The sequence below is a fragment of the Burkholderia sp. NFPP32 genome (assembly GCF_900119325.1).
Classification (GTDB): Bacteria; Pseudomonadota; Gammaproteobacteria; order Burkholderiales; family Burkholderiaceae; genus Burkholderia; species Burkholderia pyrrocinia_C.
On record NZ_FPJP01000013.1, the window covers coordinates 130,941 to 143,345 of the forward strand.

General features: G+C 67.3%; 8 protein-coding genes. 5 read left to right on the forward strand and 3 right to left on the reverse strand.

Features of this window, described 5'->3' with window-relative positions; genetic code table 11:
- The first annotated feature begins 247 nt into the window (after positions 1-247).
- The 5 genes from BT264_RS23355 to BT264_RS23375 all read left to right on the forward strand — a co-directional run bounded on the left by BT264_RS23355 (position 248) and on the right by BT264_RS23375 (position 6,027).
- Positions 248-1,741 carry a basic amino acid/polyamine antiporter gene (locus BT264_RS23355; RefSeq protein WP_083534176.1) on the forward strand — a complete coding sequence of 498 codons (1,494 nt, stop codon included), beginning with the start codon at positions 248-250 and terminating at the stop codon, positions 1,739-1,741.
- A gap of 137 nt (positions 1,742-1,878) precedes the next feature.
- The gene (locus BT264_RS23360) at positions 1,879-3,102 is read left to right on the forward strand and encodes an arginine deiminase (protein ID WP_072441402.1); all 1,224 of its coding nucleotides are present in this window, start codon (positions 1,879-1,881) and stop codon (positions 3,100-3,102) included.
- Between the two features lie 38 nt (positions 3,103-3,140).
- Positions 3,141-4,142 (forward strand): ornithine carbamoyltransferase, encoded by a 1,002-nt coding sequence (locus tag BT264_RS23365; RefSeq protein ID WP_072441181.1) that lies wholly within the window; start codon positions 3,141-3,143, stop codon positions 4,140-4,142.
- A 14-nt stretch (positions 4,143-4,156) separates the two neighbouring features.
- On the forward strand, positions 4,157-5,089 hold the full coding sequence (locus BT264_RS23370) for a carbamate kinase (RefSeq protein ID WP_072441182.1): 933 nt from the start codon (positions 4,157-4,159) through the stop codon (positions 5,087-5,089).
- A gap of 626 nt (positions 5,090-5,715) precedes the next feature.
- Positions 5,716-6,027: a hypothetical protein gene (locus BT264_RS23375; RefSeq protein WP_072441405.1), complete on the forward strand. Its 312-nt coding sequence runs from the start codon at positions 5,716-5,718 to the stop codon at positions 6,025-6,027.
- 140 nt (positions 6,028-6,167) lie between these two features.
- Here the strand turns inward: BT264_RS23375 and BT264_RS23380 are convergent, their stop codons facing one another.
- The 3 genes from BT264_RS23380 to BT264_RS23390 all read right to left on the reverse strand — a co-directional run bounded on the left by BT264_RS23380 (position 6,168) and on the right by BT264_RS23390 (position 12,324).
- Entirely contained in the window at positions 6,168-6,542 is a 375-nt protein-coding gene (locus tag BT264_RS23380; protein WP_072441183.1) for a DUF3564 family protein, read from the reverse strand.
- 388 nt (positions 6,543-6,930) lie between these two features.
- The gene (locus BT264_RS23385; protein WP_072467050.1) at positions 6,931-8,676 is read right to left on the reverse strand and encodes a bifunctional aminoglycoside phosphotransferase/ATP-binding protein; all 1,746 of its coding nucleotides are present in this window, start codon (positions 8,674-8,676) and stop codon (positions 6,931-6,933) included.
- Positions 8,677-9,150: 474 nt separating this feature from the next.
- On the reverse strand, positions 9,151-12,324 hold the full coding sequence (locus BT264_RS23390; protein WP_072441408.1) for a multidrug efflux RND transporter permease subunit: 3,174 nt from the start codon (positions 12,322-12,324) through the stop codon (positions 9,151-9,153).
- Positions 12,325-12,405: the final 81 nt, after the last annotated feature.

Consider the following 12,405-nt stretch of genomic DNA (forward strand, 5'->3'; position numbering starts at 1 on the left):
CCACGATCCGATCGCGCGATATCCGGTTTTCTTCGATCCGAACCACATCGATCGATATAAGCAGGACTCCAATTTTTCCCGATTGGACCACGGTTTGTTACCGACGCGTTTCCCGTTCGCATTGACGAAAAACGCATCGGCCGGTTGCGCTGCCGGCAGCCGGGAAGAGTGCCCGTCACGGTGCGACGTCGCAGCGATCCAGTCGCATGCCGTGGCCAGGCCAAGTCAACGCATTCGGAGAACTGGTATGAGCCAACCTGTAGTCGAAAAACCGCCGGTCGACGGCAAGCAGCCGTCGAAGCCGGCGGCAGGCGGCCCGGAAACGCGCAAGCTCGGCCTGCTGCTGCTGAGCGGCATCGTCGTCGGCTCGATGATCGGCGGCGGTGCTTTCAACCTTCCACAGAACATGGCAGCGGGCGCCGGCCTGGGCGCCATTGCGATCGCATGGGCCATCACGCTCGTCGGCATGTTCTTCATGGCCAACGCGTTCCGCACGCTGGCGGACCAGCGTCCCGACCTGACCGCCGGTATCTATTCCTATGCACGAGAAGGTTTCGGCAAGTTCGCCGGTTTCGAGATGGCGTGGGGGTATTGGCTCAGTTCCGCATTCGGCAACGTCGCGTTCGCGGTGCTGATCATGCAGACGCTGGGATATTTCTTTCCGGTGCTCGACGGCAAGAACTGGCAGTCGATCGTGGGCGGTTCGCTGTTGATCTGGGCATTGCACTTCATGGTGCTCTCCGGCGTGAAGCGGGTGGCGATCCTCAACACGATGGCGAGCGTCGTCAACATCGTCACGCTGTCGATCGCGATCGTCGTGATCGCGCTGTTCTTCCAGAAAGGGCACTTCACGTTCGACGTCTGGGGGCAGCAGCAACACCTGGGCGGCACGCTCGCGCAGATCAAGAGCACGATGCTGGTCACGCTGTGGGTGTTCATCGGCATCGAGGGCGCCGTGGTCGTGTCCGATCGCGCGCGCAACCAGCACGAGGTGGGTACCGCGACGTTCATCGGGCTCGCGGTCTGCACGACGCTCTACTTCCTGCTTTCGGCGCTGCCGTTCGGCGTCATGTCCCAGCACCAGTTGGCCGGCCTGCAGAATCCGTCCTCCGCGTATGTGCTGGAGCAGCTCGTCGGGCACTGGGGCGCGATCTTCATCGTCGTCGCGTTGCTGTTTTCGGTACTGAGCTGCTGGCTCGCGTGGACGGTGCTCGTCGCCGAACTGCCTTATGCGGCTGCCAAGGACAACATTTTCCCGCGCTTTCTGTCCCGCGAGAACCGGCATCACGCGGCCGCGCCGTCGTTATGGCTGTCGAGCGCGGTGATGCAGGTCATGATGTTCGTCGTGCTGTTCGCGCATGACGCGTGGATATGGCTCATCAGCGTGGCCGGGGTCATGATCCTGCCGCCGTATCTCGCGAGCACCGGCTTTCTGTGGAAGTGCGCCACGCAAAAGAGCTTTCACGAGCGGGCGGGCGAGGGCAAGCGCGCGTCGATCTGGACCGGCGTGCTGGGAACCGTCTATGCGGCCTGGCTGCTCTATGCGGCCGGCCCGACCTATCTGCTGATGTCCACCATTTTCTTCGTGGTCGGCATCCCGGTGTTCTGGTATGCGCAGCGCGAGAAGGACCCGCAGTCGAACGTCTTTACCGCTCGCGAACGCGTCGCGGCCGCCGTGCTGCTTGCGGTCGCGGCGAGCGCGGTCGTGCTGTTCGCGAAGGGCATCGTGTCGGTCGGCTGACGCGCGCGCCCGCCGGCTTCCGGGTTTCGACAGCGTGATCCGGAACCTCGACGGCGGGCATGGACGCGACGGCCGCAGGCGACTCCCGACCGCCGTCGCGATCGAACCACTACTTCAGGATCAAGGACAATCAAACCATGACATTGGGCGTTCACTCCGAAGCCGGCAAGCTGCGCACCGTGATGGTGTGCGCGCCGGGCCTTGCTCATCGGCGGCTCACGCCGGCCAACTGCGGCGCCTTGCTGTTCGACGACGTGCTGTGGGTCGACAAGGCGATCGAGGATCACCAGACCTTCGTGCGCGTGCTGCGCGAACGGGACGTGGAAGTGCTGGAATTCCAGCACCTGCTGGCCGAAGTCTGCCTCGATACCAACGCGCGAGACTGGATCCTCGATCGCCGCATCACCGAGGAGGAGGTCGGCACCGGCATGTTGCGCGAGCTGCGGTTGTGGCTCGAATCGATGCCGGCGCAGCGGCTTGCCGACGCACTGATCGGCGGCGTCGCGAAATCGGAGCTGCCGTTCGACGCGCACGGCCTGTTCGGCGGCTATCTGGAGCGGTCCGACTTCGTGATTCCGCCGCTCGTGAACCTGATCTTTCAGCGCGATCCGAGCGCCTGGATCTACGGCGGCGTGACGTTGCATCCGATGTTCTGGCCGGCGCGACGCAAGGAAACGCTGCTGCTCGCGGCGGTCTATGCATTCCATCCGCGTTTTGCAGGCCAGGTTCGCACCTGGTGGGGCAATCCCGACGTCGACCACGGCGCACAGACGCTCGAAGGCGGCGACGTGATGGCGATCGGTAACGGCGTGGTGCTGATCGGCATGGGCGAGCGTTCGAGCCCGCAAGCCGTGACGCAGGTGGCGCGCGCGCTGTTCGCCGGCCACGGCGCGAAGCGCGTGATCGCCTGCCAGTTGCCGAAGTCGCGCGCGTCGATGCATCTGGACACGGTGTTCTCCTTCCTCGACGCGGACTTCGTCAGCATTTATCCGGACGTGGCCGACGAGATCCGCTGCACGAGCCTGTACCCGGGCGACGCGCTCGGGCAGGTGCGCTACGAGCGCCACGACGGCCGGTTCCTGGAAGTCGTGGCCAATGCGCTCGGCGTCGGCTCGCTGCGCGTGCTGACGACGGGGGGAGACCGCTACGAGAGCGAACGCGAGCAATGGGACGACGGCAATAACGTGCTCGCGCTGGATCGCCGCGTCGTGCTCGCCTACGACCGCAACACCTACACGAATCGCAAGATGCGCCAGGCCGGCGTCGAAGTCATCGAGCTGCCGGGCGGCGAACTCGGCCGCGGGCGCGGCGGCAGCCATTGCCTCAGCTGCCCGGTGGCGCGCGATCCGATCGCGCTCTGACCGCGCATTCGACCGATATCGACAGACGGAATCTCACCATGTTCAACGTACACAACCGCAGCTACCTGACGCTGATCGACTACACGCCGCGCCAGATCCGCTATCTCCTCGACCTGTCCCGCGACCTGAAGCGGGCGAAATATGCGGGCACCGAGCAGCCGCGCCTGACCGGCAAGAACATCGCGCTGATCTTCGAGAAGACCTCCACGCGCACGCGCTGCGCGTTCGAGGTCGCCGCGCACGACCAGGGCGCGCACGTCACCTATATCGACCCGACCGGCTCGCAGATCGGCCACAAGGAATCGATGAAGGACACGGCGCGCGTGCTGGGCCGCATGTACGATGCGATCGAGTATCGGGGCTTCGGCCAGGCAATCGTCGAGGAACTCGCGCAGTATGCGGGCGTGCCGGTCTACAACGGGCTGACCGACGAATTCCATCCGACCCAGATGCTGGCCGACGTGCTGACCATGCACGAGCACAGCGACAAGCCGCTGCACGAGATCGCGTATTGCTACATCGGCGACGCGCACAACAATACCGGCAATTCGCTGATGATCGTCGGCGCGAAGCTCGGCATGGACGTGCGTCTGTGCGCGCCGCGGCATCTGTGGCCGCACGACGAGCTGATCGCGCAATGCCGCGAGATCGCCGCGAAAACCGGCGCCCGACTCACGCTGACCGAGCAGCCCGCGGAGGCCGTGAAGGGCGCGGACTTCATTTATACGGACGTGTGGGTGTCGATGGGCGAGCCCGAGGAGGCCTGGGTCGAACGCATCCGCACGCTGCTGCCCTACCAGGTGAACGCCGCGCTCCTGGCGGCAACCGGCAACCCGCGCGCGAAGTTCATGCATTGCCTGCCGGCTTTTCATGACGCTCATACGGTAGTGGGCAAGCAGCTCGCGGATCGCTTCGGATTGACCGACGGCGTGGAGGTCACCGACGAGGTATTCGAGTCGGACGCGTCCATCGTCTTCGAGCAGGCCGAGAACCGGCTGCATACGATCAAGGCCGTGCTGGTCGCGACGCTGGCGAGCTAGGGGAGGGTCAACCGATGCGTATCGTGGTCGCTCTGGGTGGCAACGCGCTGCTGCGGCGCGGCGAGGCGATGACCGCCGCCGCACAACAGGAAAACGTGAGACTGGCCGCCGCCCAGCTCGCGGGCATCGCGCATGGCAACGAACTCGTGATCGTGCACGGCAACGGCCCGCAGGTCGGCATGCTCGCTGCATTGTCCGGGCAGGTGCCGGTTGCCGAACGTTTCCCGCTCGACGTGCTCGACGCCGAGACCGAAGGCATGATCGGCTACCTGATCGAACTCGAGTTGCGCAACCGGCTGTCTGCATCGCGCCCGTGCGCGACGCTGCTGACGATGGTCGAGGTCAGCGCGTCCGATGCCGCGTTCGACCGGCCCGACAAGCCGGTCGGCCCGGTGCTGACGCAGACGGCTGCGACCGAAGCGGCGCGTTCGAACGGGTGGACGATCGTCGCCGACGGCAGCGGTTATCGTCGTGCCGTGCCGAGCCCTCGACCGCTGAGCTTTCTGGAGATCGAACCGGTGCGCGCGCTGCTCGCGACCCAGGCTATCGTGATCTGCGCGGGGGGAGGCGGCATTCCCGTCGTGAAAGCGGACGACGGTCGGCACCGGGGAATCGAGGCGGTGATCGACAAGGACCGCAGTGCGGCGCTCCTCGCTCGCGAACTCGACGCGGACCTGTTCGTGATCGCAACCGACGTGGCTGGCGTCTACCTCGACTGGGGCACGCCCGACGCACGCCTGGTCCGGCGCACGTCGCCGGAAGCGCTCGCGGCGCTGCAGTTCGCGGCCGGATCCATGGGGCCGAAGGTCGAGGCAGCCTGCGACTTTGCGCGGACAACCGGGCGACGCGCGGCAATCGGCGCGCTCCCGGATATCGCGCGGCTCGTCGACGATACGGCGGGCACATCGGTTCTGGTCAGTCAGGCAAGCATGTTCGTGGAGCGATGAGGCCTCGCGCGACGCGGGTTGCCAAGGTGCGGCTCCGAGCATTGCTGACGACGGAGTGAAGAACCGGCTCGCCGATTCCGTCGGGCGCGTATCGTGAAGCATCCGAACACCGGTACGCGCGTTCATTCGATCGCACGGACAAATGCCTGCATCAGGTGAAGTTCGTCCGTGCTTCATCGTGACGCCCTGACGTTCGTGCGGATCCATTCCTGCGTGTCGCCGAAGATCCAGTTGCCCGTCTCACGCGCACCGAGCGGGCCGGCCTGCGCTTGAGCGCCCCGGCCCGCCTGGTGCCGCCGGAGCGGAGCGGTTGCGACGCAGCGGTCGGTGAGGGTTGCTTCGTCGCGGCTCCCGCGGCACTCCGGCCTGCCCGGTTTCACGGTGAAAGCGTGCGATCCGCTGCTTGACCACGGTCGACGCGAACCGCCGGTTCGTCACGCGACCGGCGCCGGTTGTCGGGCGGCGTCGGCGATGTCCGTCGGTTGACGCACATCAACGAGGCTGTGCCGCCGCCGGGGAAGATGGACGTACGAGTACGAAATCAAGTATTGCGAGCGCACCACACTGATGAACCGGCTCTGGCCATCAATCGGCGCAATCAACAGGAGCGGAACATGGGAATCTGGATGCAAATCGCCTACTTCGGCTTCGCCGGGTCGACTCAGCTGGAGGCGGAAGCGAGCATCCAGCTGATGCGTCTCGAGCCGTTCGGTGCGCAACTGGCCGGCTGCCATCTCGCGATCGAGGCCATGGGTGCGTCGACTCGCCAGCCGAAGTATGACGTGCGACTCGATCTGATCATGCGCAACGGGGAATTCCGTCCGGTTCCGCATATGACGGGCGTGGACCCCATGGACGCGCTGGAGCGGGCATTCGACCTTGCCGAGCGGCAACTCGCCACGACCGCGGCCACTGGAACCCATGAGAACCCGCGCTGACACGTCCTGCCCATCGAGCGGGATTCGCCATGGCCCGCTGCGCCGGCCCGCCGCGGTTCACTGCAGTTCCCGGCGGTTCGCGACGCGTGTGCCGGTCCGCCGCAGCAAGGGAGACGGTGCGGTCGGCAGTCCTGGTCCGGCTAGCTTTCTTCGTCGCCCGTGAAGACCTCGTGTTCCGGCATCTCCGCCGTATCGTCGACACACTGCACCCGCCATGCGCCAGGCACTGGCGCCTGCCGGGCATCGCGCAACCAGCGCGCGATGCCGGCCTGGCCTTCGAACGGCCCGGACGGTGCGTCGAGATCGAAATCGTCGAGCCAGCACAGGGCGCCCGCGTTGCCGGGGCCCGTCATCACGGTGGCGCCGTCTTCGCGGACGAGCGTCCCCCACACGGGCAGGTCCATCCCTGCATGACCTTCGCGCGACCAGCGACGCATGGCCGTGTCGATCCAGAGAATGGCATAGGCCGAAGGGGTGTCGCAGGCGAAAGTATCGAGATGCAGGGTGATTCGCACGATGGGCTCCGAATCGACGAAGGAGGGCGGCCGCCGTCACCGGCGGTCGCGGCATTTACTGGCTCATGACCCGGCGAATCAGCGCATGCTCGGAGCACAGCGGGCCGCCGTGCTCGGCGGACAGCGGCATCGCGGTATCGCCCCGGTGCGCGCGACCGCCCGGTCTCGGCGTGTCATTGGAGCGGTAGTCATCGCGCGGTGTCCGGCAAGTAGTCCGACTCAGTTTATGCGCGGCCCCGAGCCGGCGATTGATGCAGGTCAAACGCCGGAACGCGCTCGCCGACCGGTTCCTGTCGAGCCGGCCCGCGGCCGGACCGGAATCGGCAGGGATCGAAAGTCAGCCGGGGTTTGGAGAACGGCCGTAGGGGTATGCCAACGGTCTTTGTGCTCACGCATAGGGCCTGAGCGATCTCGGCAATCGTCTCGCCGGCGCCGTCCCTGGAAACGAACCGACGCGCGGATGCTTCGTCGCGTCTGCGGCGGCGCGCCCCCGTTCCGCGCGCAACGCGGCCAGCAGCGGCCGCCAGTATCCCGCCGACCGGAACCGTTCGATCGGCACCTCGGTGTCGAAGGGAAGCGAGATCGCCGCTTCGTCCGGCGTCAACGGCTCGGCGTCGCGCCACTGCGCGTCCAGCACCGCGGGCCCGGCATCGGACACGTCGTTTCCGGCCAGCCAGCGCCGCTTGACGCGTTCGGCCATGCAGGTCCGGCCGGCGCGGAAATCGAGGATGAACACGGGTACGCCAAGCGCCCCGGCCAGCGCGACGAAGCGCGTACGGCGGGCATGGGCCAGGAAGGTGGCGTCGACAATCGTCGGGTAGCCAGCCCGCAGCGTGGTCTCCGCGATCTCGCGCAGCCGATCGTATTGGGCATCGATCGCGTGCGCCGCATAGGCGCTGTCGGACAATGCGCCGCGCCCGACGGGGGCGAGCGGATGCGTGCGTTTGCGCTCGCTGTCGCTCGACACGCGAACCGCGCCGATCAGATCGGCGAGCGCGCGGCTTGCGACGGATTTGCCGGAGCCGGACGCGCCGTGGCATAGCAACAGATACGGCGGCGGCCTGTGTGCGACGCGCGCGGCGAGCGCAATGTAACGTCCGGCCGCGCGCAGGTCGTCGCTTTGCGCCGATGTGAGTCGCGGGCCGCCCGAGCCGGCGCGCAGCACGGCCACCTGCGCGCGCACCAGCGCGCGATAGCCGACGTACAGCGGCAGCGCCGCGAGGCCGGCGAAATCGCCGGTCGCCTCCAGCCAGCGATTGAGCAGGCGATAGGCAAGGTCGGCGCGGCCGTGCGCATACAGATCCATCGCCAGGAATGCCAGGTCGTTGACGACGTCGATCCAGCGAAGTGCGTCGCTGAATTCGATGCAGTCGAACATCAACACGTCGGTGCCCCGGCGGACCAGATTGCCGAGGTGCAGGTCGCCATGGCAGGCGCGCACGAAGCCGCCCGCCCGGCGCGCGTCGAGATGACGGGACAGTGCCGCGCAGTTGCGTCGGTAGCAGTCCCGCAGCGTGGCCGGCAGGGCCATGGGCCCGACCGCGAGCGAGGCGAGCACGGCATCGAGTTGCGCGTGCAGCAAGGCCGCGCTGCCGAACGCGGCGGACGGTACGTCCTTGCTGGCGCGCGCATGAAAGCTCGCGAGCCGGGCCGCGACGCGGTCGATATCCGCGTTCGTGAGCGCTCCCGCCGCAAGCAGGCGGGAAAACAGCGCTGCCTGGTCGAAACGGCGCATCTTCACCAGATAGTCGATGGCCGCCACCGCACGCGTATCGCAGCCGGCAAGCCGGCAACCGCGTCGCGTGCGTTCGAGCGGCATGACGGCCAGATAGAGCTCGCGCGCCAGCGGCCGGTTCAGGACCAGCTCGGCGGCGCAGCTGCGGCGCCGGGCGGCGAGGGGTCTGAAGTCGGCAAAGCCCAGGTCGAGCGGCTTGAGCCGCTTGTACGCGAAACGCCCGGCCAGGTAGATCACCGAGAGATGCGTCTCGATTCGTTCGATCCGGCCGGCAGGGTGCGGGTAGGAGGACGCGCGCCGCAGCGCCGTGTCGAGCCGCCGCGCGTGACGGCGGGCGGCCCGCAACTGGTTCTGCTTTCGCGCCGGGCCCAAACGCCGGGGGATCACGGCAAGCGACATGATTTCCCTGGGATTCGACAATGAATCGCGCATGGCGGGCGTCCGGCCGCCAGATGCGGCTGGCGCCACCGATGCGATGCCCGCCGCGCGTCGACGAGCGGCTCGATCCGAATCCCGTGTGCGGCGTTGCATGGAAAAGCCCCTGTTCAGATTGAATGAAACCGCTGTCGACGTCCACGGACGCGCCGAATCGCGCTGCCGCAATTCGCGAGCGCCCGCACCACGATATCCGCGTTCCGGACACGGCGATTGAGATGCGTCAACCGATCCGGCTGGTTGCATGGTCGGCTCCGCGCATGCTCAACGAGCCGTCCAGCATGCCAGCAGTCAAAAACACGACATCTGTAAATAGCCAGAACACGACATTAGGATACGGCTGCCACAAAATTTTCGTGTGCTAATTATGATTATGTCAAATGAGATACTCACATCCGAAAACCCCTGATCCCACCGCCAACAACCCGCCCGCGGCCCTCAATCCACCTCCAGATCCCCAACCGTTTCCGCCCGCCGCGCGTCGCGCCTCGTCATCGCAGCGTGCCGTCCACGCCGGCCGACGGACACCACCACGCGAAACGCCACCGGCGCGAACACGAGCCCGAACATCGTCGCCGCGAGCACGCCCCCGAACGCGCCCGTGCCGATCGAACGCCGGCTTTCCGCGCCGGCGCCCGTCGCCAGCACGAGCGGCACGACCCCGAGCAAAAACGCCATCGACGTCATCACGATCGGCCGGAATCGCGCGGCGGCCGCATCGATCACCGCCTGCCGCAGCGGCACGCCGCGCCCGGCGAGATCGCGCGCGTACTGCACGATCAGGATCGCGTTCTTCGCCGCCAGCCCGACCACGGTGATCATCCCGACCTTGAAGTACACGTCGTTCGGCATGCCGCGCGCGAGCGCCGCCGCGATCGCGCCGATCATGCCGAGCGGCACGATCGTCAGCACGGACAGCGGAATCGACCAGCTCTCGTACAACGCGGCAAGCGCCATGAAAACCGCCAGCACGGACAGTCCGACGAGCAACGGCGTTTGCCGCGCGGCTACCTGCTCCTCGCGCGCCGCATCGACCCAGTCGAAGCCGATCCCGGCCGGCAGCGCGCCGGCGAGCCGCTCCATCTCCGCCATCGCCGCGCCCGAACTCGTGCCGGTCGCCGCCCGGCCGCTGATGTCGAGCGACGGATAGCCGTTGTAACGATTCAGCATCGCCGGCCCGATCGTCCAGTGCGGCGCGGCGATGGCCGATAGCGGAACCATGTCCCCGGTGCGGTTCGGCACCGTCAGCGCCATCAGTTGCGCATCGGTCGCGCGTGCGACCGGGTCGGCCTCGACGATCACCCGCCGCATCCGCCCCGACGCCGGAAAATCGTTGATGTAGTTCGAGCCGAACGTGCCGCCCAGGAGGCCCGCGATCCGCTCGAACGGTACGCCGAGCGCATACGCCTTCGCGCGATCGACATCGAGTTCGACACGCGGCGCGTCCGGCAGGTCTTCGAAATGCACGGTGGCCAGCAACGGATCCGCCTTCGCGCGTTCGGACAGCTGCTCGCGAGCCGCCTTCAACGCGTCGAGCCCGACGCCGCCCCGATCCTCGAGCCGGAACGTGAATCCGTCGGAATGCCCGATGCCGCGCACCGACGGCGGCAGCGACGCCTCGACGTCGCCGTCGAGGATCGTGCCGAAACGCCCGTTGAGCCGGTCGCGCAACGCGATCGCGTCGACGTCGCGCTGCGCCCAGTCCTTCAGCTCCACGAACGCCATCCCGACGTTCTGTCCGCTGCCCGCGAAACTCCAGCCGATCACGCTCGTCACGTTCGCGATCGCCGGCTCCGCGCGCAGGATCGCCTCGACACGCTCGACGACCGCAAGCGTGCGCGCCTGCGTGGCCCCCGCCGGCAACTGGATCATCACCTGCAGTTGCCCCTGGTCCTCGGTCGGCAGGAAGCCGCCCGGCATCATCCAGTACAGCAGCCCGCATGCGATCACGAGCGCCGCGTACACTGCCACGACCATGCCGGTGCGGCGCACGGCGAACACGGCGATGCGGCGATAGCCCGTTTCGACGCGTGTGAACGCCGCACCAAACCGGTCGGCCAGACGCGCGCCGATGCCGCGTCGCCGCGCGCGGCCGGTTCCGCCCTCGTGTCGCGCGACCGGCTTCAGCAGGTTCGCGCACAGCGCGGGCGTGAGCGACAGCGCCATGAACGACGACACCAGCATCGATGCGATCATCGCCACCGCGAACTGCCGGTAGATGCCGCCGACGGTGCCCGGAAAAAACGCCATCGGCACGAATACGGCGGTCAGCACCGCGGTCACGCCGACGATCGCACCGCCGATCCGCTTCATTGCACGGCGCGTGGCGTCGCGCGGCGACACGCCCTCCTCCATCACCCGGTGCACGCTCTCGACGACGACGATCGCATCGTCGACGAGGATGCCGATCGCCAGCACGAGACCGAACATCGTGAACACGTTGATCGACAGTCCGAACGCCCACATCGCGACGAACGCGCCCATCAGCGTGACGGGAATCACGACGGTCGGCACCAGCGTGTAGCGCAGGTCGCGCAGGAACAGCCACATCACGCAGAACACCAGCACGACCGCCTCGACGAGCGTCAGCACGACCTCCCGGATCGCGATCGTCACGAAATGCGCACCGTCGAACGGAATCTCGATCGCCACGCCCGGCGGCAACACCCTCGACAACTCGGCGAGCCGCGCACGGATCGCGTTCGACGTTTCGAGCGCGTTGCCGCGCGGGCCGAGCTGGATGCCGACCGTGGCCGCCGGCCGGCCGTTCAGCCGCGAATAGAACGAGTAGTCGTCGCGGCCGATTTCGACACGCGCGACGTCGGCGACGCGCACCGCCGAACCGTCCGCCTTCGACTTCAGCACGATCCGGCCGAACTCGTCCGGCGACGCGAGCTGCCCCTTGACGACGATCGACGCGGTGAGTTGCTGGCCGCCCGGGAACGGCGCATCGCCGATCGCGCCGGCCGTCACCGTCGCGTTCTGCGTGCCGATCGCCGCGATCACGTCGTCGGCGCCGACACCGTATTCGCGCAGCTTGTGCGGATCGAGCCAGACGCGCAGCGCCTCGTCGGCGTCCCACAGTTCGGCCGCGCCGACGCCCGGCGCACGCTTCAGTTCGCGCAGCACGTAGCGGTTCAGGTAATCGCCGAGTTGCGCGGAATCGCGCGTGCCGTCGGTCGACGTCAGTGTGACGAGCATCAGGAACGTGTTCGCCGCCTTGAATACGCCGATCCCTTGCTGGACGACCTGCTGCGGCAACCGTGACTCGACCTGCTTCAGCCGGTTGTTCACGTCGACGAGCGCGATGTCCGGATCGGTGCCGGGCGAAAACGTCACGTCGATCTCGAGGTTGCCGTGACCGTCGCTGCTCGTCTCGTAGTACAGAAGCCCGTCGGCGCCGTCGAGGCTTTCCTCGATGATGCTGCCGACGTCGCCGTCGACCGTCTCGGTCGACGCGCCCGGATACGCGGCCGTGATCACGACCCGCGGCGGCGCAAGGCGCGGATATTGCGCGATCGGAAGCTGCGGAATCGCGAGCACGCCCGCGACGACGATTGCGAGCGCAACGATCCACGCAAAGACGGGACGATCGATGAAGAACGACGGCATCGGCATGCGTCAGCGAACCGCCGGCGTTCCGGCGCGGGACCGCGGGACCGTATCACCGTCGGCACCGCCGCACGGCGCGTG

Bases quoted from the DNA above. Each gene is read 5' to 3' on its own strand.
- BT264_RS23370 (WP_072441182.1), top strand. From the start codon at position 4,157: ATGCGTATCGTGGTCGCTCTGGGTGGCAACGCGCTGCTGCGGCGCGGC.
- BT264_RS23365 (WP_072441181.1), top strand. From the start codon at position 3,141: ATGTTCAACGTACACAACCGCAGCTACCTGACGCTGATCGACTACACG.
- BT264_RS23375 (WP_072441405.1), top strand. From the start codon at position 5,716: ATGCAAATCGCCTACTTCGGCTTCGCCGGGTCGACTCAGCTGGAGGCG.
- BT264_RS23390 (WP_072441408.1), bottom strand. From the start codon at position 12,324: ATGCCGTCGTTCTTCATCGATCGTCCCGTCTTTGCGTGGATCGTTGCG.
- BT264_RS23360 (WP_072441402.1), top strand. From the start codon at position 1,879: ATGACATTGGGCGTTCACTCCGAAGCCGGCAAGCTGCGCACCGTGATG.
- BT264_RS23385 (WP_072467050.1), bottom strand. From the start codon at position 8,676: ATGTCGCTTGCCGTGATCCCCCGGCGTTTGGGCCCGGCGCGAAAGCAG.
- BT264_RS23355 (WP_083534176.1), top strand. From the start codon at position 248: ATGAGCCAACCTGTAGTCGAAAAACCGCCGGTCGACGGCAAGCAGCCG.